Genomic DNA, 21925 nt, shown 5'->3' with positions numbered 1-21925 from the left:
TGCACCCGTTCGGCAGCTTTGCTGCCTCACCCCCCTACATAGGGGGCGGGAACATAGCGGGAAGTGTAGACTTATTTATTGACTTATGAGTAACCCCTAAAATCGACACGCAGAGGGATTCGTGACTCACCTACCTGACTTTACCGCCGCCCGGGTGCTCGTGGTTGGGGATATCATGCTCGATCGTTACTGGCATGGTGTGACGGTGCGTATCTCGCCCGAGGCGCCGGTGCCGGTGGTGCGCATCGAACAGGCGGTGGAGCGCGCCGGGGGAGCGGGTAACGTAGCATTAAACATTGCCGCACTGGGGGCGCAGGTCACCCTCCTGGGCCTCACTGGGCAAGACGAGGCGGCGGACATTTTGCAAACCCAGCTCTCGGCCGCCAACGTGAGCTGTGCGTTTGAACAGGTGCAAGGTTACTCCACGATCACCAAGCTGCGCGTGCTGAGCCGCCACCAGCAACTGATCCGCCTGGATTTCGAGGATGGCTTCACGGACCATATCCCTGCGAACCTGGTGGAGCGGTTCAAAAAATTACTGCCGCAAGCCGGCGTGGTCGTATTGTCGGATTATGGCAAAGGGGCGTTGCGTGCAGTAGGTGAATTGATTGAGCTTGCCCGCCAGGCCGGCAAGCGCGTGTTGGTGGACCCTAAAGGCGCGGATTTCGACATCTACCGCGGCGCGACATTGATTACGCCCAATCTTGCGGAGTTTGAGACCGTCGTCGGTCATTGCCGCGATGAGCAGGAGTTGGTCGCCAAGGGTGAACAACTGCGTCGCCGTCTCGATCTGCACGCTCTGTTGATTACCCGCAGCGAACGCGGCATGACCTTGTTGCGTGAAGGGACCGCGGCCCTGCATCTGCCCGCGCACGCACGTGAAGTCTATGACGTGACCGGCGCCGGCGATACCGTCGTCTCCGTGCTGGCGGCCGCCTTGGCGGCAGGTGAAGATTTTGCCGCCGCCACTGCCTTGGCGAATGCGGCCGCCAGCATTGTGGTGGGCAAGCTCGGTGCGGCGACTGTAAGCACTGATGAGTTGCGCAGTGCGATGGGGGAGGGTGCTGCTGTGAGCTCTGCGCTGCCGACGGAGGATGAACTGCTGGCGGCGGTGGCGGAGGCGCGCGCGCGCGGCGAACGGGTGGTGATGACCAACGGCTGTTTCGATATTTTACACGCCGGACACGTGAGTTACCTGGAGCAGGCCAAGCGGCTGGGAGATCGCCTGATTGTGGCCGTGAATGACGACGCCTCGGTTCGGCGCTTGAAGGGCAATGGTGACGCCCAGCGGCCGGTCAATCCGCTCGCACAGCGCATGCGTGTGTTGGCGGCATTGAAAAGCGTGGACTGGGTCGTGCCCTTTTCGGAAGACACGCCGGAGCGGCTCATTTGCCGCGTATTACCCGATATCCTGGTGAAAGGCGGCGACTACCGGCCGCAGCAGATTGCGGGCCATCAATGTGTCACGGCTCATGGTGGCCAGGTGCGGATTCTAGGCTATGAACAAGGCATTTCAACAAGCCGCATCATCGAAAACATTCGTACCGATAACAAAGGATCAACGGCATGATTGTGATCACTGGCGGCGCCGGCTTTATCGGCAGCAACCTCGTCAAGGGCTTGAATGAGCAGGGACGTACCGATATTCTCGTCGTTGACGATCTGGAGAACGGCGCGAAGTTTGTCAATCTGGTGGACTGCGAAATTCAGGACTACATGGATAAGGACGAATTCCTGTCCGCGATACAGTCGCAGAAGGAATTCATGCCGCCCATCGAGGCCATCCTGCATCAGGGGGCGTGCTCTACAACCACGGAGTGGGATGGCCGTTACATGATGCGCAACAACTACGACTACTCCAAACACCTGCTGCATTATTGCATGAAGCACAAGATATCCTTCATCTATGCTTCCAGCGCCGCGGTTTATGGGGGTGGCAAGGTGTTTAAAGAGAGCCGCGAGTGCGAAGCCCCGCTCAATGTCTACGGCTACTCGAAGTTTCTGTTCGATCAATACGTGCGCGGGTTACTGCCTACGGCTAAGACCCAAATAGTCGGACTGCGGTATTTTAACGTCTATGGTCCGCGTGAACAGCACAAGGGGGCGATGGCCAGCGTCGCGTTTCATTTTCGTAATCAGATTCGAGATGCCGGCAAGGTCAGATTATTCGAAGGCAGCGACGGCTATGCGAATGGCGCGCAGCGCCGCGACTTTATCTACGTCGGCGACGCAGTAGCGGTGAATCTGTGGTTTCTGGCGCAGCGTGATAAATCTGGAATTTTCAATCTAGGCACCGGCAAGAGCCATTGCTTTAACGATGTGGCGCGCGCCGTCATCAAAGCAGAGGGGAAGGGCGAAATCGAGTACGTTCCATTCCCCGATCATCTGCGTGGTCGCTATCAAAGCTTTACCGAGGCCGATATGTCCGCGCTGCGCGCTATCGGCTACACTCAACCGTTCAAGGATATTGAACAGGGTGTAGATGCCTACATGGACCAGCTTCGAGTCCGTTGACGCGGTCCATCTACACCTTCCTTTTATATCTGCTCACGCCTCTGGTCGTGTTGCGTTTGCTATGGCGCGGGCTGCGCGCACCCGCCTATTGGCGGCGTTGGCCGGAGCGCTTTGGCTGGATACCGCAGGCGCGTGAGGACTGCCTGTGGGTGCACGCCGTTTCAGTAGGCGAAGTCCAGGCCGCTGTGCCGCTGGTCAAGGCCTTGCGCGTGCGTTATCCCGAATGGCGCATCGTTGCCACCACCATGACTCCGACCGGCGCGGAGCGCGTGCAGGCCGCGCTGCATCAAGATGTTACCCATTATTACCTCCCCTATGATCTGCCCGGAGCGGTGCGGCGCTTTGTGCGGCGCTTGCGCCCGCGCTTGCTCATCATCATGGAGACCGAGCTCTGGCCCAATCTTATCCATTACTGCTACACGCAACATATACCGGTGGTGCTCGCCAATGGACGCCTCTCGGAGCGTTCCGCGGCGCGCTATCGGTATGTGAAAAAACTGGCGTCGGAAATGCTGGCCATGCTTTCCGCGATTGCGGCGCAAACTCAGCAGGATGCGCGGCGTTTCATCGAACTGGATGCCCCCTCCGGGATCGTGCGCGTCACCGGTAATATCAAATACGATATGAAGCCGCCCGCGAGCCTGCGGGAAGAGGCTGAAGTGTTGCGGCGCTCCTGGGGCGTCGAGCGCGGTGTGTGGATCGCCGCCAGCACCCACGAAGGCGAAGAGCAGAAAGTCCTAGATGCCTACGCAGCAGTGCGCAGCGAGCTACCTCACGCGCTGCTGGTAATCGTGCCGCGTCACCCCGAGCGCTTCGCCAAAGTCGCCGCGCTGTGCGAAAGGTCAGGCTACCGCATTATACGGCGCAGCGATCAGCGTGTCTGTGACGCAAGTACCGAGATAGTCATCGGCGACAGCATGGGTGAGCTGAATTTATTCTACGCCGCCTCCGATGTGGCCTTTGTCGGCGGCAGCTTGGTACCCACAGGAGGGCACAATCTCATTGAACCCGCCGCGCAGGGGGTCCCGGTCATCACCGGCCCCTACACATTTAATTTCGCGGAAATCGCCCAACAGTTGTGTGAAGCGGGCGCCGCCATGGAGATCCACACTACGCAGCAATTGAGTGATGCCGTAGTGATGTTCCTCAAGGACGCCAACCAGCGCTATATGACGGGTCAGAAGGGAAGGGAATTCGTTGAGGGTAATCGGGGCGCTTTGGATGCGCTGGTAGAAATTATTTTATCTTTTGCGTCGACTAGAGTATCAACTTAGAAATCTTTTTAAAATGCTCGTGCCGCGCATCGCGTAACCATTCAAACAATAGCGATTCTGTGTTGGTGACGATAACACCCGTGTTGCGCAGCCGGGCGAGGGCGTTGGTCTTATTTCTCATGCGGCGTGAACAGACTGCATCCTCAGCCACGAATACCTGCGTATTGGTTGATTGTAATTCCAGCGCGGTTTGTAACACGCACACATGCGCCTCCATGCCGGCCAATATGATTTGATTTCTGCGGCTACGCCGCACTGCCTCCATGAAATCTGCCGCGCCACAACAGGAGAAGCACGTCTTTTCGATGACGGGAGTGGCGGGGGACAGGTGTTGGATAAGGGCAGCCTCGGTTTTTCCCAGACCCTTGGGATACTGCTCGGTGATCAGCACGGGCACACTGAGTAAACCCGCCGCCTGTAGCAGTATCGCGGCGTTACGTAATATCTCGTCGCGCTTGGGGGGCGGCATCGCAGCCGCGAGCTTGGTCTGAGTGTCCACCACGACCAGCAGACTCTGGCCGGCGGAGCATAGGGCAGCCGTGGCCGTCATGAGTAGGGCTACTTCAGCCAGCCGTTGATCTGCTCAAGATCAGTAGGGCTCAAGGTTCCTGCGGCCTGCTTGAGTCGTAGCGTCTCGATAATATAGTCGTAACGCGCCCTGGCATGGTCACGCTCGGCGCGAAACAGTTCGCGTTGGGCATCGAGCACGTCAACCTGGGTGCGTGTTCCCACTTCAAGGCCGGCCTCAGTCGCCTCTAACGCAGTCTTGCTGGATGTCACTGCCTGTTTAAGCGCGTTGACGCGGCTGATGTTGGCGACCACACCGGTATAAGAGTCGCGCGTCTGGCGCACGGCGGCGCGTTGCTGCTGCTCCAGGTTTTCTCGTGCCTGGCTGTGTCTGTATTCCGCTTCGCGGGTACGCGAAGTGATCAGGCCGCCTTGATAAATCGGTATATTAAGTTGCAGACCGACCGCGTTGCCGTCCGTCTCACTGGCGCCGAACCGACCGCCGCCTGATTTGGAGTAGACGTGGGTGCCCACTACATCCACGCTGGGATAATGGCCTGAACGTTGCCGCTCGATCTCCTCGCGGGCGATCTCCGCGGCGTATAGGGCGGCGGTAAGTTGCTGGTTCTGTTTGAGCGCAGTTTGCGTCCATTGTTCGATATCCGCGGGCTCGGGGGTGAGGAAGGGAATCTGCTCTCCGAGCATCGCCAAGGCGGCATGATCCTGGCCGGTGATTTCACGCAGCAGTTCGCGGCTGGTAGAGAGCTGCCTTTCAGCGGCGATTTCCTGTGCAATCGCCTGATCGTAACGCGCCTGCGCCTCCTGCACATCGGTGATTGCGACGAGGCCGACATCAAACCGCTGCTGACTCTGCTCCAGTTCGCGTGCAATGGCCTTTTTTTCCGCGCGGGCGAACTCCAGATTATCCTGGGCGGCAAGCACATCGAAATAGCGGCCGGACACACGCAGGATTAAATCCTGTTCTGCTCCGGCCAACTGAGAGTCGGCCTGAGCGATGCGCGCGTCGGCTTGGCGCAACTGCACATAGGTGTCACGATGGTAGACCGGCTGCGTAAGGCTCAAGGTGTAGCCATTGCTGTTGAAATAGGTCTCTCCCGCCACGGAGGTGGGTTGCGTGATGTTCAAACGGTTGCCGGTTGTATTGGCACTGGCGCTGATGGTGGGATATAACAAGGCCTGGCTCTGCGGTTTGATCTCCAGCGTCGCCAACCGCGACGCCTGCGCTGCCTTGAGTTGCGGGTCGCTTTGCTGCGCGAGCTGATAGATCTGAAACAGGTCCTCGGCGTAAGCGCCGCCGTGAAAAAGGAGTGGAATCAGCAACAAGACTTGAGTGAGCTTAGGCATGGTGGTTATTATCCTTGAGTTGCCTCTGCCGGATATGTTACCTGTTTCCGGGCGCGCGATACCAGTGTGTAAACGCTGGGGATGACGAACAGGGTGAGAAAGGTGCCGAGCAGAAGCCCCCCCACGATCACCCAGCCGATCTGCTGACGGCTCTCGGCGCCGGCGCCGGTGGCCAGCGCCAGCGGCAGCGTACCCAACACCATCGCGGCGGTGGTCATCAGTATGGGGCGTAACCGGAGACTGGCCGCCTCGATGACCGCGTCGCGCAGATCGTAGCCGCGCCCCTGTAACTGATTGGCGAACTCGACGATCAGGATGCCGTGTTTGGTGATAAGACCTATCAACATGACCATACCGATTTGACTGTACACATTGAGGGTCCCGCCGGTCAGTTTCAGAGACAATAAAGCACCCGTCATGGCGAGCGGCACGGTGAGCATGATAATGAACGGCGAAAGGAAACTCTCGAACTGCGCCGCCAGCACTAAATAGATAAAGATCAGCGCAAGCACAAACGTCAGGTACAAGGCGGCGCCCGACTCCTTAAACTCGCGCGATTGACCGTCCAGCGAGGTCTTCGCGCCGGTGGTGAGCACTTCCTTGGCGGCGCCTTCCATAAACTCCAGCGCCTGTCCCAGTGAATAACCCGGGGCAAGGTTCGCGGAAATCGTGGCGGAGCGCAGCCGGTCGAAATGGTTGAGTTCCTTCGGCGCAACGGTTTCTTTTATGCGCACCAGATTCGCCAGTTGAATCAACTGACCGTCATTACCGCGCACGAAGATGGAAGAGAGGTCATTCGGATTGGTGCGTTCTTCCTCCCTGAGCTTGACGATCACGTCGTACTGTTCACCCTCGCGCTTGAAACGCGTCACCTGCCGTCCGCCTAACAATGTTTCCAGCGTGCGGCCCACCTGGCCCACCTCGACCCCCACGCTGGCGGCCTTGTCGCGGTCCAGCATCACCTTGAGCTGCGGTTTGTTGAGCTTGAGGTCACTGTCCACGTTGACCAGCCCCGGAAACCTGAAGGCCTTGGCGAGGAGGGCGTCCACCATGGTTTGCAACTCTGCATAAGAGTTGCCCTGCACCACGAACTGCACCGGTGGATTGCGGAAGCTCTGGCCGAGCGAGGGCGGACTGATAGGGAAGGCCAGCACGCCGGGCAGCATGAACATCTTCGGTCCGAGCGCCGTCGCGATCTCCTGCGCGCTGCGGCTCCGTTGTTCCCAAGGTGTGAGATTGACGAACGAGAGTGCAAAGGTGACGGGATTGGGCCGCTCCAGGCCCGGTGCGACCACCATGAAATAGTTGAAGATCTCGGGCGCCTGGGAGTAAAAGTCTTCCACCTGCCGCGCGTAGCGGTCGGTGTAGCTCATGGTCGCGCCCTCGGGCGCGATCATGATGCCGATCAGCAGGCCGCGGTCTTCCAGCGGGGCGAGTTCCGATTTGAGTCCCGTGAGCAACGGGACGCTATTGCCTTTGGGAGCAGGGATGCTGATGCCTGTGAATAAAGGGACGCTAATACCCGCAACAATGCCGCCCAGCAGGATAATCCACCAGCGTTTGTTCAGTGCGGCCGTAAGCAGCCGGCGATAACCATTGTTGAGGCCCAGCAGCCACTGTTCACTGATCCGGTACACGCGGCCGTGGGTTTTTTGAGGGCGTAGAATTTTTGAGCACATCATCGGCGTCAGCGTCAGTGCGACGAAGCCGGACACCAGCACCGCGCTCGCCACGGTGAGCGCGAACTCGGTAAACAAGCGGCCGGTATTGCCGGTCATGAACGCAAGCGGCACGAACACCGCGGTGAGGGTGAGCGTCATGGCGATCACCGCAAAGGCGATCTCCTTGCTGCCCTCGAATGCGGCCTGCAGCGCATTCATGCCATGCTCGATGCGGCGCTGGATGTTTTCCAGCATCACGATGGCGTCATCCACCACCAGGCCAATGGCCAATACCAGACCCAGCAGGGTGAGGACATTGATAGAGAATCCCATCGCATAAAGAAAGATAAAGGCCCCGATCAGAGAGACCGGAATGGTGACGAACGGAATGAGAGTGGCGCGCAGCGTGCGCAGAAACAGAAAGATCACCACCACGACCAGGATGAGCGCCTCACCCATGGCCTTGAACACCGCGGAGATAGATTCCTCAATGAACAGGGATTGATCGAAGGCGACCTTGAGCTTCATCCCCTCCGGTAATGCCGCGATGATCTTGGGCAATTCACTTTTAACGGCCTGGGCGACGGAGAGCGTATTGGCGGTGGATTGCTTGACAACGCCCAGCCCCACAGCGGGGTTACCGTTCACGCGCACCGCGTTACGCTCATCGGCGGCGTCAATCTCGGCCCGGCCTACGTCGGAGAGGCGTATCGGATACCCGTTCACTTCGCGGATAATGAGACGGTTGAATTGTTCCGGCGTCTGCAAGTCGGTCTGCGTGAGCACGGTGAATTCTCGATTCCTGCTCTCGATGCGCCCGGACGGGACTTCGAGATTTTGATTGCGCAGCGCGCCCTCCACATCTTGCGGGGTCAATTGATACGCCGCGAGGCGGTCGCGATCCAGCCAGATGCGCATCGCATAGCGCCGTTCGCCGCCGATGATCACGCTCGCCACGCCGGGCAGGGTCTGCAGACGGTCTTGCACCACTCGATCCGCGTAATCGGTGATCTCAAGCGCGTTGTGTCTATCGCTGGAGAAGGCGAGCCACAGGATGGCCTGGGCGTCGGCCTCTACCTTGGCGATCACCGGCTCATCCACGTCGTCCGGCAGCCGCCCGCGCACTCTGGATACACGGTCGCGCACGTCACTGGCGGCGTTATCCGGGTCGCGCGAGAGTATAAATTCCACGGTGATCTGGCTCACCTCTTCGCGGCTCACCGATTTGATGGTCTTGATGCCCTCGATGCCCGCCAGTGAATCCTCCAGCGGGCGCGTCACCTGGCTCTCGATGATCTCCGCGCTCGCGCCGGTGTACACGGTGCGTACCGACACCACCGGCGCGTCGATATTCGGATATTCGCGCACCGAGAGGCGCTGGTAGGAAATGACGCCGATCAGGATCAGCATCAGGCTCATCACGGTGGCGAGCACCGGGCGGCGGATAGAAAGATCGGAGAGCACCATGCAATCAGCCTCGGGCCGGAAGCCTAACCTGGTTTTTATCAGCCGGACTGACCACCATTACCGGCGCGCCGTCGTGAAGCTTGGTCTGCCCGGCGGTGGCGACGGTATCGCCGGAACTGAGCCCCTCTAAAATCTCTACCATGCCGTTGCGGCGCTGGCCGGTCTTGACCATGCTTTGCAACGCCTTGCCTTCGACAATACGATACACAAATTGCTCGTCACCCTTGGACACCAGCGCCTCTTCAGGGATCAGCAGCGCCGCGCTGCGCTGTTCGAGCACCAGATTTACGCGCGCGAACATGCCGGGACGCAACAGCAGATCGGTATTGGGGATGTGGGCGCGCAGCAACACGGTGCGCGTCTGCGCATCAATGCGCGGGTCTATGGCGTAGACCTTGCCGCTGAATGTCCTGCCGGGATAGGCATCTACTTCTATGTTGACCTCTTGATCGAGCTTGATCTCGGCGAAGTACGTCTCCGGGACACGGAAATCCAGCTTCAATGAAGCAATGTCTTCGAGATTGACGATATCTTGTCCCTCTTTGATGTAATCGCCGGGGCTCACCTGCCGCAACCCCAGCACACCCGCAAACGGAGCGAATAGTTTGGTCTTGGCGAGGCGCGCCTCATCGACGTTTTGCTGTGCACGCGACTCCGCCAGCTTTGCCTGCGCCTCATCGTAGCTCTGGCGGCTCAGCAGATTTTTGGTCTGCAATTCCTGCGCGCGCCGGAAATTAAGCTCATTGAGTTTTACCGTGGCGGTCGTCTCGGCGAGTTGCGCTCGAAATTCGGTCGCGTCAAGCGTTACCAATTCGGCGCCTTGCGTGACGCTCTCGCCTTCGGAGAAGTGAATCGCCTGAATCCGTCCTGCGATTTCCGAGCGGATGATCACCGATTCGTTGGCGCGCATTGATCCTACGGCCGTGATGTCGCGCGTGACGGCGCCGGTCTCGACCGTCACTGCCTCGACCGGCATCGCCATAGGGCCTTGCGGCTTGGCGTCCTTGCCCGGCGTAGCGCCCTTCTGTCCTCCTGAGTCGGTGCAGGCGCCGACTGCCAGACTGAGCACGAAGCCGGCTGCTATCGCTTTGATTATTTTTTTATCCATGAAAACCCTCGTTTGGGTGAGTTACTAAGAAGTTCATTAGTAAGACGACACTTTCCTATACGTTCACTCCCCCTGTCTAGGGGGAGAGACAGGGTGGGGGTAAGTAAAACAGGGTTTTTACTATGAAGAAACAAAGTAAGCGATGTCCGCTTACTTTGTTTCTTCATAGTACGTTTTTGATTCCTGCACTCCCGTGAGGATGACCTCGACGACCTTGCGGCTGTAACGCGCCGGGTCCTCCGCGAAATCCAGGTCGGGCGAGTGGCGCAGCATGTCGCGGGCCTGCATGAAAAAGATGTTCGCGCTCACCAGCAGATGGGCAATGATGGCCGGATCGCAATCCTTACTCAACTCACCTCGCGCCCGGTCGTCGCGCAGCATGTCCACCAGGCGGGTGAAATTTTCACTGCATACCCGCTCGGCCAGGACCTTGCCGCGACGCGGGCCGTCCTCGAACATCTCACGCTGTATCAGCGTTGCAATGTGATGATGCTTCTTTAGGTGGGCGAGATGTGCCTGGGTAAAATGCACGAGCCGGTCAGCCAGGCTGCCGTTGATGTTCCCCAAGTCGTCCATCAAGCGGGTGGATTCGGCGCACGCCGATTTCAATACCGTAAGATAGAGGGCATCCTTGGAGGCGAAGTGATGGAAGATATTGCCTTTGCTCACGCCGGCCTGTTCGGCGATCATGTTCATGGAAACGGCGTCAAAACCCAACTCGGCGAATAGCCGTTCGGCGGTGGCCAAGATGCGCTGTGTGGCGTCCGCCGCGCCAAGCGGGATGGATGCGTCTATGGAATGGTCCGGGGGTGAATGGGGCGACACGAAATAGCCTTAATACCTTGAATAAAGGGCAGTATAAAGTCTACAGACCGGACGGTCGGTTTGCAACAGTCTCCTGGCGTGTCTTAAGGGGTTCGCAGAGGTTACCTAAGGAAGCTCTGAAAAATATATCGCCAACCGCCAAGGCGCCAAGATCACCAAGAAAAAAAGCTTGAATTGTAAGGAAAAATTTTGGCGTTCTTGGCGGTTCAGCACGAATAAATCAGAGATGCCTTAAAACACGAAGGACTGAGGCTGCGGTGCGTTAATCAACGCTGGGATGTCGGTCTCGAACAGGCTCTCACGCATCCAGTCCGCCTCACCTACCCGGGTGACGAGCAGGGCCTCCATCGCGGGCGCACGGCCCGCAATCACAAACATCCGCCCGTTGACGCGCAGGCTACGCTGATAATGTTCGGGATAGAGGGGGAAAGAGCCGGTGATGACGATGACGTCATAAGGGCCATGTCGCTCCCACCCCAGCGCGGCGTCTCCTGTCTCAATAGTGACGTTGGAGAGCCCCAGCGCGGCGAGTTTTTGCTGGGTCTGCGTCTTGAACTCCGGGAAGATATCCACGCTGTAGACATGCTTGGCCAGGCTAGCGAGAAGCGCGGTGAGGTAACCACTGCCGGTGCCCACCTCGAGAACGGCGTCATCCGGCTTGATGCCGAGCGCCTGAATCAACCGGCCTTCGACCTTGGGCGCCATCATGACCTGCCCGTGCCCCAAGGGGATATTAAGATCCGCAAAGGCCAGGTTGCGGTATTTCATCGGCACGAAATCCTCGCGCGGGATGCGGCCCAATAAATCCAGCACGGCGGGATCGAGCACCTCCCAGGTACGGATCTGCTGCTCGATCATGTTAAAGCGGGCCTGTTCCATATTCATCGTTGCTACCTATTCAGGATCCAAAAATCGCAACGCAAAAGGGTACGGGCTTTGCAGGCGCGACGCAAGTCTAAGCATATTGCAAATGCATGTACTATAAGCTACGGTGGGCAGTGCAGCTAGGGGTGCCCCCGCCTCGAAATCCGATCAAAGCGCGGGGCTGAGAGAACCCTTTGAACCTGATCCGGTTAATCCCGGCGTAGGAAAGCGGCGTCGCCGGCCTGTCCTGCGCCTATCGAGGTGAGTTATGAGCGCAGCGCCTGAAAAAATCTTAAGCAAGACCGTCACGTTGGACAAAGCGGTCACCCAGCCGTTTCCGAATTCGCGCAAAGTGTACATACCCGGTAGCCGGGCCGACATCCGCGTGCCCATGCGCGAGGTGACGCTCGCGCCCACGCCCGCGAGTTTCGGCGCCGAGTCCAATCCGCCGGTGTATGTGTACGACACCTCCGGCCCGTATACCGATCCGGACGCGTTGATTGATCTACGCCACGGCCTGCCCGCGTTGCGTGAGGCATGGATCGTGCAGCGCAATGATACCGAGGTGCTGCCGGAGATAAGCTCGCGCTACGGGCGAGAGAGGGCGCGCAACCCCAAGCTCGCCCACCTGCGCTTCGCGCACATCCGCAAGCCGCGCTGCGCCAAGCCGGGCATGAACGTCACGCAGATGCATTACGCGCGTCAAGGCGTTATCACGCCCGAGATGGAATACATCGCCATACGGGAAAACCAGCGCCTGGAGCTTGCGCGCGAGCAGGCCCTCGGCCAGCACGAGGGCGAATCATTCGGCGCCAGCATCCCACAGCGCATCACGCCGGAATTCGTGCGCGACGAAGTCGCGCGCGGGCGCGCCATCATCCCCGCCAACATCAATCACCCGGAACTGGAGCCGATGATCATCGGCAGAAATTTTCTGGTCAAGATCAACGCCAACATCGGCAACTCCGCGCTCAGTTCCGGCATCGAAGAAGAAGTGGAAAAAATGGTGTGGGCCACGCGCTGGGGCGGCGACACGGTGATGGATTTGTCTACCGGGAAAAATATCCACGAGACGCGCGAGTGGATTATCAGGAATTCGCCCGTGCCCATCGGCACCGTACCCATCTATCAAGCGCTGGAAAAAGTGGACGGCAAGGCCGAGGATCTCACTTGGGAGATTTTCCGCGACACGCTCATCGAGCAGGCCGAGCAGGGCGTGGACTATTTCACCATTCACGCCGGTGTCAGGCTGGCCCACATACCGCTCACCGCCAAGCGCGTCACCGGCATCGTGTCACGCGGTGGCTCGATTCTGGCCAAGTGGTGTCTCGCGCATCACAAGGAAAATTTCCTCTACACCCACTTTGAGGACATCTGCGAGATCATGAAGGCCTACGACGTGAGCTTCTCGCTCGGCGACGGCCTGCGTCCCGGCTCCATCGCCGACGCGAATGACGAAGCGCAGTTCGCCGAACTGAGAACCTTGGGCGAGTTGACCAAGATCGCCTGGAAGCACGACGTGCAAACCATGATCGAAGGCCCCGGCCACGTGCCCATGCACCTCATCAAGATCAATATGGAAGAGCAGCTCAAGCACTGCCACGAAGCGCCATTTTACACCCTGGGGCCGCTCACCACCGACATTGCACCGGGTTACGATCACATCACCTCCGGCATCGGTGCGGCGATGATAGGCTGGTACGGCTGCGCCATGCTGTGTTACGTTACGCCCAAGGAGCATCTTGGCCTGCCGGACAAAAACGACGTGCGCGAAGGCATCATCACCTACAAGATCGCCGCCCACGCCGCCGATCTTGCCAAGGGCCACCCCGGCGCGCAGTTACGCGACAACGCATTGTCCAAGGCGCGCTTCGAGTTCCGCTGGCAAGACCAGTTCAACCTCGGCCTCGACCCGGACAAGGCGCGCGAATTCCACGACGAAACGTTACCCAAAGAATCCGCCAAGCTCGCCCACTTCTGCTCCATGTGCGGCCCGCACTTCTGCTCCATGAAAATCACCCAGGACGTGCGTGATTATGCGGCGCAACAGGGAATACAAGACGCCGAGCAAGCGCTGGAAACGGGTATGCAGGAAAAGGCGCGGGAGTTTACCGCTCAGGGCGGAGACGTGTATCGAAAGATATAATGGCTAAGGAATCCCTGAATAAATCAGGGATTCCTTAGTTCAGCACCAATAACTCCAGTTCCGCGACGCGCTTCAGTTGAACATCATTGGCGATCAAGCCCGTTGCCCCGGAATCCAGGGCCGTGGCCAATATGATTGCGTCGGGTGTTTTTAGCCGGTATTGAGCTCGCAGTTGGGCGGCCAGATCGGCGATTGCAACCGATAACTCCACCCAGGCAAGGTGAGGGTAGGTGGTCAGTAAGCCGTAACAGCGGTTTACCGTTTCATCATCCTTTTTGCGGTAGGGCTGGACCAGAATTTCAAGCAGTGAAACCGTTGAGCAAATACCGAGGTTGCGGCCGGATTCTATCGAAGTAAATATTTTTTTGCAGAAGTCCTGGTATTGCGGATGAGCTTCGATGAGATAAATCAGGATATTAGAGTCGAGCCCGACCACCTTGTGGCGCCGGAGAAATCGCTCCATATCGGCAAGGCTCACCACGCGCGGCGTTCGCGCTTGAGGTGGTTTTTCGGGTACATCCCCTTACCGATGCCCGCCAAGGCTTGCATGTAGCTTTTTGGCTTGGGCATTAAAATCGTGACTTTACCTTTGACCACTACCAGTACCCGGTCGCCCGCCTTGACCTGCATGGCGGCGCGCGCCTCCTTAGGGAGCACGATCTGGTTCTTGGAGGATAATTTTAAATAAGTCATCTGCCTGGCGCCTTGCTTGCATTGTATGTTCCTTTACTTTATATTGAAAAGTAAAGCGGCGCAAGCCGCCCAGGACATGGCAGCTCCGCATGCTTACTCTATACCCCGACATCAAACCTTACGTGCAGCACAGCCTGGCGGTGGACCCCCAGCATGTGCTCCACGTCGAAGAATGCGGCAATCCTCAGGGTTTACCGGTGTTGTTCGTGCATGGCGGGCCGGGCGCAGGTTGCGAACCGTATCATCGGCGGTTTTTTGATCCAAACGTCTACCGCATCATTTTATTCGACCAGCGTGGCTGCGGTCGTTCCGTTCCTCACGCGGAACTTGCAGGGAATAACACGCAAGCGCTGGTCTCGGATATCGAGCGTATACGCGATCATCTGGGCATCGAGCGCTGGGTGTTGTTCGGCGGTTCGTGGGGCTCGACGCTTGCTCTAGTCTATGCGGAGACGCATCCAGAACGTGTTTTAGGATTGATCTTGCGCGGTATTTTTTTGTGCCGTCCGCGCGAGATCCGGTGGTTTTATCAGGAAGGCGCCAACCACATCTTCCCCGATTACTGGCAGGATTTCTTACGCCCTATTCCCGAGAAAGAACGTGACGATTTGCTGCATGCTTACTATCGCGTGTTGACAGGAGCGGACGAAATCGCGCGCATGGCGGCGGCCAAGGCCTGGTCTTTGTGGGAAGGGCGCACCTTGACGCTGCTGGAGAATCGTTCCGTGGTGGATCATTTCAGCGATCCCAGGACGGCGCTCAGCCTGGCGCGCATCGAGTGTCATTATTTCGCGCATGACAGCTTCCTTGCGCCAAATCAGATATTGCGCGACGCGCATCGTTTACACAACATCCCCGGTGTGATCGTGCACGGCCGTTACGACATCGTCTGCCCGTTGGAGAGCGCTTGGGATTTGCACAAGGCCTGGCCGCAGGCGGAATTCAAGATTATCCCCAACGCCGGGCACGCCGCGAGCGAAAAGGGCATAACCGACGCCCTGATGCGGGCGGCGGAAGACATGGCGCAGCGCCTTATATGATCGCCCTGTTGCAGCGCGTTGCGCAGGCGCAGGTTGATGTTGACGGACAAACCATCGCGCGCATCGGCAAAGGGCTGTTGGTGTTCATCGGCGTCGAACGCGCCGACGGCGAAGCACAGTCGGAGCGGTTGCTGGAACGTCTGCTTGGCTACCGCGTGTTTGCCGACGCCGCCGGGAAAATGAATCTCAGCCTGCGCAATATTCGGGGAGAGTTACTGCTCGTTCCGCAATTCACGCTCGCCGCCGATACGCAGAAAGGGCTGCGCCCCGGCTTTACCCCCGCCGCAGATCCTGCGCACGGCGCGCATCTGTTTGATTATCTACTGCAACAGGCCCGGGGCCTTCATGGTAAGGTAGAAAGCGGCCTATTCGGTGCGGACATGCAGGTGAGTCTGATCAACGACGGCCCGGTGACTTTTCTGCTACGTACTAATCAGGTAAAGGAGAAATGTGATGATCGGTAAAAAGAACATCGTATTTGGATTTTTCTATCTGGTGCTGACAGCGGCGCTGGGTCCTTACATGGTGGTGACTTTTTTGGGCGACGTGGACAAGACCGAGGCGGTCAAACAGGAAAAGCTGGGCGCCTTGCAACAGGCGGCCGAGAATCAATTCGAGACGAATCTCACCCCGATGAACGCGGACGAGATCGCGAAACAAACGGCGAACGGACTGCTGGCGCTGTCCGCGCGCCTCAACAGCTACGCCCCCATACAAGGCATCAAGGGCGGGCCGCACGCGCACGGAAATCTGGAGGCTATGTTGAATATCGTGGTGGGACTGGTGCTTGGTTTTTTGACAGTGTCCGCTACATTCAAGCAGGTGATCAGCTGGGTGTTTATACTGGGCGCTCTGCTCCATTCCGGCCTGCTTTATCTCGCCGTGGCGCTGGGTTTGCCCTGGGCCGGCGCGATATTGGGTAGCCCATTCGGTATTGTTGGACCGGCCTTGATACTGCTGGGGCTTCTGCTGATGGGAATCGCCAGTCTTACGGGCTTTCAGGGTAAACCGGCCAGTCAATAAAGCGTCCAAGGTTAAACTTTTCAGTCAGATCTTGATCTAACTGACATTATCCGCGCCTAAAATCCGGTTTTGGGCACGGATATTCAACGGAGCGAACTCAATACAAACATCTTCATATAGGAGGTTTTATGAAACTAGTCAAATCTGGAACCCTGCTGGGCTTGCTGTTAGGTGCAGCTTCACTGGCGTTCGCCGGGGCGGGCTCGGTCACCATCAAATCCCCCGCCGACCGCGCCAAGCTCAAAGTGGGTGCGGAAAACAAGGTGGAATATGAAATTGATCCCGGCCCTAACGGCGATCACTTTCATATGTATGTCAACGGGAAGGAAGACGTGGTGCGCTCGCTCAAAGGCAGCTACGCCTTGTCAGGGCTGAAGACGGGTGAAAACACCATCACCCTTAAGGTGGTAGACAAGGGCCATACGCCGGTAGGTATCGAGAAGACAATCAAAGTCATCGGCGAGTAGTGGCATTACTCGAAAACCTCGCCTACAGCGGGGTACAACTCGCACATAACTTTGGAGCCGTGGCGGTGGTGGGCAGTTCCGCCGCCGCCGCCTGGCTCGTCTCCGACTCCTCCTCGCAACGTCGCCTTGCCTGGCTCATGGCCCTGGGTTGGGTCATACAAGGCCTGACCGGCGCCGGTTTTGGCGTAACCAGTTATTACTTCTACGGCAAATTTCCTGATATCAAAGCCATCGCTATCGCTGCGCTGTTGATAAAAATCGCGTGCGCTGTCGCCGGTTTTATTTTAGTGCTCCGCTATCTCGCAAAATCATCCGCGTGGGATGAGACGGTGCGGCATGAGCGATGGCGAATACTGTTCTGGGTGGCCGCCACCCCCCTCGCCGCCGCCGCGGTACTGCGCTGGTTTTCCTGATCGTGAGACAAATAAAAAACCCCGCGTGAGCGGGGCTTTTGGGGATTGCCAGTAGATGGGTTTAACCGGCAACGATGCTTACGTATTTGCGGTGTTTCGGACCCTTGCGGTGGAACAGCACCTTGCCGTCGGCCTTGGCGTAGAGAGTGTGGTCATTGCCCAGACCCACATTGACGCCGGCATGAACTTGAGTGCCGCGTTGCCGTATGATGATGTTGCCCGCGATGACCTGCTCGCCGCCGAAGCACTTTACGCCCAGCCGTTTGGATTGGGAATCGCGCCCGTTGCGGGTACTGCCGCCTGCCTTTTTATGTGCCATTGCTGAACCTCGTTAGCCGGCGCTGATGCCGGTGATCTGTAATTCGGTGTAATACTGCCGGTGTCCCTGCTGTTTCATGTGGTGTTTGCGGCGGCGGAATTTGATGATCCGGATCTTGTCGTGACGGCCGTGCGCCGTGACGGTGGCAGTGACGGCGCCGCCCGTGAGATACGGGGCGCCGACCTTGACATCAGTGCCTTCGCCAGCCAGCAGTACCTTGTCGAAGGTCACCGTGGCGCCTTCCTCGGCGGGCAGCTTCTCGACCTTCAGGGTGTCGCCTTCGGCCACACGATATTGCTTACCACCGGTTATAATGACCGCGTACATGTTGAATTCCTAAATACTTGAGTTTTGAACCGCAAATTTTAACCTGTAGCCAACGCCACGTCAAACCCGGCTTGACACTTGCTGGTCCGGCCACCTAGGATGCGCAAAGCCCCCGCCGCCCCAAATTCCATGAATTTAGCCCCTATTCAGTCCTTAATCGCTGCGGATATGCGCGCCGTGGATGCCTTGGTCCAGCAGCGCCTGCACTCGGATGTAGTACTCATCAACCAGATTAGCCACTACATCGTCAACAGCGGCGGCAAGCGGCTGCGCCCCGCGCTCGTGCTGCTCTGCGCCCGCGCCTTGGGCTATGAAGGTGCGCAGCACGTTGCCCTGGCGGCCGTCATTGAGTTCATCCACACCGCGACCTTGCTGCACGACGACGTGGTTGACGCCTCGGAACTGCGCCGCGGCCGTGAGACGGCCAATACGGTGTGGGGGAACGAGGCCAGCGTACTGGTCGGTGATTTTCTTTATTCACGCTCCTTTGAAATGATGGTCGAGATTGGCAATCTGCGCGTGATGGAAATCCTCGCTCATGCGACCAACGTCATTGCCGAGGGCGAGGTGTTGCAGTTGCTCAATTGCCGCGATCCCGAGACCACTGAAGAACGCTATTTGCAGGTCATCCGTTATAAAACGGCAACGCTGTTCGAGGCCGCGGCCCGGTTGGGGGCTGTGCTGAGCGGGCAGGCCGTATCGATCGAACAGGCTCTGGCGAGCTATGGGTTGCACCTCGGCACGGCCTTTCAGCTCGTGGATGATGCACTGGATTACAGCGGTGCGGCGCCGCAATTGGGCAAGAATATCGGCGACGATCTCGCCGAGGGTAAACCGACCCTGCCCTTGATCCACGCCCTGCGGCAGGGCACACCACAACAGGCTGCGATCATCCGTCAGGCGATCGAGAGCGGGGGGGCAGGGGACATGGCAGCGGTCGGTCTGGCCATTGAATCCACCGGCGCCATCGCGTACACTGCGCGCTTGGCTAGGGAAGAGGCGGATAAGGCGATTGAGGCCTTGGCGGCAGTGCCGTCTTCTCCCTACCGGGATGCGCTGCGCGCCCTGGCCGAATTTTCCGTAAATCGCACGTACTGACCACGGGGTGTAGCTCAGCTTGGTAGAGCACTAGCTTCGGGAGCTAGGGGCCGGAGGTTCAAATCCTCTCACCCCGACCAACCTCCATGTTGGGTGATCGGATTCCCGGCCCGGCGCTCCAAGCGTCGGGCGTTCGTTGCTTCGTACCTCACCCCCCGACCAACGCGATTGGTTAAGGTCATCTCCGCCGTCCCTGGCGCTATAAATAATCTACCGCAGAGGTCGCAGAGGAATACCCTCAAGAAGGGTTTGTTTCTTCTCCGCGCTCTTCGCGGTGTGGCTTTTACTCAGGAGTCAGAAAATAAGGCTACAACGTTATAATGTGACTCCTGAGTAAAAACCCTGTTTACTCTACCCCCACCCTGTCCCGCCCCCTCAATAGGGGGCGGAGACGTAACATGAAGTGTAGTCTTAATTACTGACTTATGAGTAATACTTCATCAGCTTTTTACATAATTCCCGGTCGAGGCCGGCGACGAAGCGTTTAATACCTTTGCGGTGGACAGGGGTAAGGCCGATAAACCGGCGCGTTGCACCACTTGGAGTTGCAGGTGGCCGATGTGCGGATGTAGTTCATCCAGGAGTAAGCTGCCAGTATCACGGCTGACCCCGAGCAGGGCGCTGTTATAAAGGCTGTCGGAACCCGGAAGGGCGACGGTGAGCAGGGTGATCCTGTTCGATGTGGGCCAGCATGGTGATGATGCGCGCCGGGTCCCGGATTTTTTCGGCGCCGAGGGAAAGCATGTTACGCGGCTCACGCCGCTCAGGGTCGCCGCAGCTATCCTTGGATTGCATAGGCTGCCGGAGGGTGCGCCGGAAGCTTAAGCGGTGGTAAGGGTGTTGGGGAGATGTAGGGAACGAGTCTTGCCTGCCGGGCCATACAGCTCGGCGTCAGGGCTGACACCGCGCAGGATGGCAAGCGCCCGCTGGATATGGTGACGTCCTGCCTCCACGATGCCGCCGTTGACCTGATTCTGGTGATGGCATTTACCGCTGAGGCTGAGGAGCTGCTGCCACAAACGGTCGAGCCGGGGGTTATTCTGCGCCTTGAGGTACTGCTCCATCCCATGTTGCGTCGCAGGATAGCCGCCGGAGGTCAGCAGATGGTTGCGCTCCTGTTCCCAAGACTCTACCTTGGAAAGCTGCTGTTGTTTATCCTGAGCGGCCTTTTCCAGCGCGCCGGCGTCGTGCGCGGCAAGGGCTTCGCGCTCTTGCAGCAATAATTCCATGAGTCGGGATACGACCTCGACCTCGTGCTGCAGGGTCACGCCCATCAACTGGATATGCTCAGTAGGATTCATGAAGGTCAGCGTCCGGCGTTAGGATTTAAGCAGTTTCTCGAACTCGATCATTTTCTGCGCCACGCGCCCGGCATCCACCGTATAGTCGCCGTCCTCGATGGCCTTTTTGACGCCTTCCACTCGCTGAGTATCGGTCACGGGCAGTGCGGACAGAGTGTTCCCCAGGGCGCGTAGCCGTGCGGCGGTGTCTGTCAGGGTCACCGTGTCGGACGAGGCGGGCTTACCCGTCTCCTCTTGGGCCGGGGCAGGTTTGTTGCGCCCTGTATCTACCTGCGGCCCATCCTTGGGATTTTTCAGGACCGTTATAGGTAAGCCATTGATTTCAATAGGCATATCACTCACTCCTAAATATAGTACTTCTTCTAGCTCAAATTAGCGGCAGATTTTACAAAAACTTTAGCATTCTTAAGGAAGCTCTGAAAAATATATCGCCAACCGCCAAGGCGCCAAGGCCGCCAAGAAAAGAGCTTGAATTGTAAGGAAAAGTCTTGGCGTTCTTGGCGTCTTGGCGGTTCAGTATGAATAAATCAGAGATCCCTTAATTTTACATCTGTACCTTCACGATCCCAGGGGCCGCGATGACGCCGCCCACGATCCGCTTGGACACCAGGTTACGCACCTTGATCGGCTGACCCAAGGCGCCGTCCTCGAGAGCTTGACCGGTCATGCGCACCTCTAATCCGCCCTCCTCGGCCAGTATCGTCACGCGCTCATCCCGGCGCACCATCAGGGGCGTACCCAGCATCCCTGCGGCCACCGCCATGCCGATCGAGAGGGGCCGCTTGAGCTGCTGGCCGACAGCCTGCTGCGGATCGGTCAGATAGTCGGGCGGCAGACTGCCCGCGTCAAGCGTGGAGGTGGTGAGGTCCGCCCCACTCAACTGCGCTCCCCGCATCAGCGGCCGGGCCGCGACCACCACGGCGGTGGATATCTTAATCTTTACCGGAACATACACGGACCAGGGTTTTGCCCCCGGGCAGCGCACGCCGACAGTGGTGTTGCCATACGTCGAACTGCCAGGAGGCATAAAGGCCTCCAGAGGGACTTCGCAGGCGGTCAAGGCCAGACGCGCATCGAGCGGACCGGCTTCGATCTGCTGGGCCTGTTGTTGCCCCGGATTCCGGCTGACGAGGAAATCCTTCGCTGCGGCATAAATCGTATCCAGCGGCTGGATGCCTTCAGCGTGCACCGCTGCAACCCCGATCAGGCTAGCCATCATGATTCGCTTGGCTACAGTCAAATAATCGGCATTTGTCCTGGATAGCTTTAGGGTCATATTGGTAAGTAATTGAATAAATGTAAAAAATAGTTTCAATCTGAGCCTTCGGGGCAGCCTTCATCGGTTAAATGCAAAGGCTATGCCGCATTTTCTTCTAGAGCATTTTTGATTTAAGCACATACATATCCAGAAGACGCAAAATAGTTTTTGCATTCGTCTAGCGAGAACGCATCAAGGAGTTTTCCGATTTCATCCCACAAATCGCTGACTGTACGTTTGGCGGCCTTGCGCAAT

The 21925-nt window shown here is 58.2% G+C and carries 24 protein-coding genes, 1 tRNA gene and 1 riboswitch; of the genes, 12 read left to right on the top strand and 13 right to left on the bottom strand.

Annotated elements, in window-relative coordinates; translation table 11 throughout:
• The first annotated feature begins 121 nt into the window (after positions 1-121).
• Genes hldE through waaA form a run of 3 tightly spaced genes read left to right on the top strand, consistent with a single transcriptional unit; the run spans position 122 to position 3788 of the window.
• Positions 122-1570: a bifunctional D-glycero-beta-D-manno-heptose-7-phosphate kinase/D-glycero-beta-D-manno-heptose 1-phosphate adenylyltransferase HldE gene (gene hldE, locus HY028_11165; GenBank protein MBI3345394.1), complete on the top strand. Its 1449-nt coding sequence runs from the start codon at positions 122-124 to the stop codon at positions 1568-1570.
• Positions 1567-2514: an ADP-glyceromanno-heptose 6-epimerase gene (rfaD, locus tag HY028_11160; GenBank protein MBI3345393.1), complete on the top strand. Its 948-nt coding sequence runs from the start codon at positions 1567-1569 to the stop codon at positions 2512-2514. The genes hldE and rfaD overlap by 4 nt, the downstream gene beginning before the upstream one ends.
• Positions 2511-3788 (top strand): lipid IV(A) 3-deoxy-D-manno-octulosonic acid transferase, encoded by a 1278-nt coding sequence (gene waaA, locus HY028_11155; GenBank protein ID MBI3345392.1) that lies wholly within the window; start codon positions 2511-2513, stop codon positions 3786-3788. The genes rfaD and waaA overlap by 4 nt, the downstream gene beginning before the upstream one ends.
• On the opposite strand, the gene HY028_11150 is transcribed toward waaA, so the two are convergent.
• From HY028_11150 to HY028_11125, 6 genes are all read right to left on the bottom strand, one after another.
• On the bottom strand, positions 3772-4338 hold the full coding sequence (locus tag HY028_11150) for an isochorismatase family protein (protein ID MBI3345391.1): 567 nt from the start codon (positions 4336-4338) through the stop codon (positions 3772-3774). The genes waaA and HY028_11150 overlap by 17 nt on opposite strands.
• A gap of 8 nt (positions 4339-4346) precedes the next feature.
• On the bottom strand, positions 4347-5660 hold the full coding sequence (locus HY028_11145; GenBank protein ID MBI3345390.1) for a TolC family outer membrane protein: 1314 nt from the start codon (positions 5658-5660) through the stop codon (positions 4347-4349).
• An 8-nt stretch (positions 5661-5668) separates the two neighbouring features.
• Entirely contained in the window at positions 5669-8788 is a 3120-nt protein-coding gene (locus HY028_11140) for an efflux RND transporter permease subunit (protein MBI3345389.1), read from the bottom strand.
• Positions 8789-8792: 4 nt separating this feature from the next.
• Positions 8793-9896: an efflux RND transporter periplasmic adaptor subunit gene (locus HY028_11135; GenBank protein ID MBI3345388.1), complete on the bottom strand. Its 1104-nt coding sequence runs from the start codon at positions 9894-9896 to the stop codon at positions 8793-8795.
• 150 nt (positions 9897-10046) lie between these two features.
• Positions 10047-10691: a TetR/AcrR family transcriptional regulator gene (locus HY028_11130; GenBank protein ID MBI3345387.1), complete on the bottom strand. Its 645-nt coding sequence runs from the start codon at positions 10689-10691 to the stop codon at positions 10047-10049.
• A gap of 261 nt (positions 10692-10952) precedes the next feature.
• Positions 10953-11606: a protein-L-isoaspartate O-methyltransferase gene (locus HY028_11125; protein MBI3345386.1), complete on the bottom strand. Its 654-nt coding sequence runs from the start codon at positions 11604-11606 to the stop codon at positions 10953-10955.
• A 111-nt stretch (positions 11607-11717) separates the two neighbouring features.
• Positions 11718-11829, top strand: a riboswitch (TPP riboswitch).
• 24 nt (positions 11830-11853) lie between these two features.
• Here HY028_11125 and thiC point away from each other — a divergent pair.
• On the top strand, positions 11854-13731 hold the full coding sequence (gene thiC / locus HY028_11120) for a phosphomethylpyrimidine synthase ThiC (protein MBI3345385.1): 1878 nt from the start codon (positions 11854-11856) through the stop codon (positions 13729-13731).
• Positions 13732-13765: 34 nt separating this feature from the next.
• On the opposite strand, the gene HY028_11115 is transcribed toward thiC, so the two are convergent.
• Both HY028_11115 and HY028_11110 read right to left on the bottom strand, forming a co-directional pair.
• Complete coding sequence (locus HY028_11115) at positions 13766-14209, bottom strand: PIN domain-containing protein (GenBank protein ID MBI3345384.1); 444 nt, start codon at positions 14207-14209, stop codon at positions 13766-13768.
• Positions 14206-14424, bottom strand: coding sequence for an AbrB/MazE/SpoVT family DNA-binding domain-containing protein (locus HY028_11110; GenBank protein MBI3345383.1), 219 nt, complete (start codon positions 14422-14424; stop codon positions 14206-14208). Before HY028_11110 ends, HY028_11115 begins: the two co-directional genes overlap by 4 nt.
• An 89-nt stretch (positions 14425-14513) precedes the next feature.
• Between HY028_11110 and pip the strand changes: the two genes are divergently transcribed.
• From pip to HY028_11085, 5 genes are all read left to right on the top strand, one after another.
• Positions 14514-15464, top strand: coding sequence for a prolyl aminopeptidase (gene pip, locus HY028_11105; protein ID MBI3345382.1), 951 nt, complete (start codon positions 14514-14516; stop codon positions 15462-15464).
• Positions 15461-15928, top strand: coding sequence for a D-tyrosyl-tRNA(Tyr) deacylase (locus tag HY028_11100; GenBank protein MBI3345381.1), 468 nt, complete (start codon positions 15461-15463; stop codon positions 15926-15928). The genes pip and HY028_11100 overlap by 4 nt, the downstream gene beginning before the upstream one ends.
• Complete coding sequence (locus HY028_11095; GenBank protein ID MBI3345380.1) at positions 15918-16487, top strand: hypothetical protein; 570 nt, start codon at positions 15918-15920, stop codon at positions 16485-16487. The genes HY028_11100 and HY028_11095 overlap by 11 nt, the downstream gene beginning before the upstream one ends.
• Before the next feature lie 128 nt (positions 16488-16615).
• Positions 16616-16954, top strand: coding sequence for a hypothetical protein (locus HY028_11090; protein MBI3345379.1), 339 nt, complete (start codon positions 16616-16618; stop codon positions 16952-16954).
• A complete protein-coding gene (locus HY028_11085) occupies positions 16954-17367 on the top strand; it encodes a hypothetical protein (GenBank protein ID MBI3345378.1) in 414 nt (137 codons plus the stop codon). Before HY028_11090 ends, HY028_11085 begins: the two co-directional genes overlap by 1 nt.
• Positions 17368-17428: 61 nt before the next feature.
• Here the strand turns inward: HY028_11085 and rpmA are convergent, their stop codons facing one another.
• Entirely contained in the window at positions 17429-17686 is a 258-nt protein-coding gene (rpmA, locus tag HY028_11080; protein ID MBI3345377.1) for a 50S ribosomal protein L27, read from the bottom strand.
• A 12-nt stretch (positions 17687-17698) separates the two neighbouring features.
• On the bottom strand, positions 17699-18013 hold the full coding sequence (gene rplU, locus HY028_11075) for a 50S ribosomal protein L21 (protein ID MBI3345376.1): 315 nt from the start codon (positions 18011-18013) through the stop codon (positions 17699-17701).
• Positions 18014-18142: 129 nt separating this feature from the next.
• Between rplU and ispB the strand changes: the two genes are divergently transcribed.
• The 3 genes from ispB (at position 18143) to HY028_11060 (ending at position 19936) form a co-directional block, all read left to right on the top strand.
• Entirely contained in the window at positions 18143-19111 is a 969-nt protein-coding gene (gene ispB, locus HY028_11070) for an octaprenyl diphosphate synthase (protein ID MBI3345375.1), read from the top strand.
• 3 nt (positions 19112-19114) lie between these two features.
• Positions 19115-19191: transfer RNA gene (locus HY028_11065), tRNA-Pro, on the top strand.
• Positions 19192-19768: 577 nt separating this feature from the next.
• Complete coding sequence (locus HY028_11060; protein ID MBI3345374.1) at positions 19769-19936, top strand: hypothetical protein; 168 nt, start codon at positions 19769-19771, stop codon at positions 19934-19936.
• On the opposite strand, the gene HY028_11055 is transcribed toward HY028_11060, so the two are convergent.
• From HY028_11055 to flgA, 3 genes are all read right to left on the bottom strand, one after another.
• On the bottom strand, positions 19933-20412 hold the full coding sequence (locus HY028_11055; GenBank protein MBI3345373.1) for a flagellar protein FlgN: 480 nt from the start codon (positions 20410-20412) through the stop codon (positions 19933-19935). The genes HY028_11060 and HY028_11055 overlap by 4 nt on opposite strands.
• Positions 20413-20430: 18 nt before the next feature.
• Positions 20431-20745, bottom strand: a complete 315-nt coding sequence (gene flgM / locus HY028_11050; protein ID MBI3345372.1) for a flagellar biosynthesis anti-sigma factor FlgM — start codon at positions 20743-20745, stop codon at positions 20431-20433.
• Positions 20746-20956: 211 nt separating this feature from the next.
• A complete protein-coding gene (gene flgA / locus HY028_11045) occupies positions 20957-21628 on the bottom strand; it encodes a flagellar basal body P-ring formation protein FlgA (GenBank protein ID MBI3345371.1) in 672 nt (223 codons plus the stop codon).
• Positions 21629-21925: the final 297 nt, after the last annotated feature.

The organism is Gammaproteobacteria bacterium, from assembly GCA_016195665.1.
GTDB lineage: Bacteria > Pseudomonadota > Gammaproteobacteria > SURF-13 > SURF-13 > JACPZD01.
The sequence above is the reverse complement of the archived record's forward strand: the minus strand, read 5'-3'. Positions and strand labels throughout refer to the sequence as shown.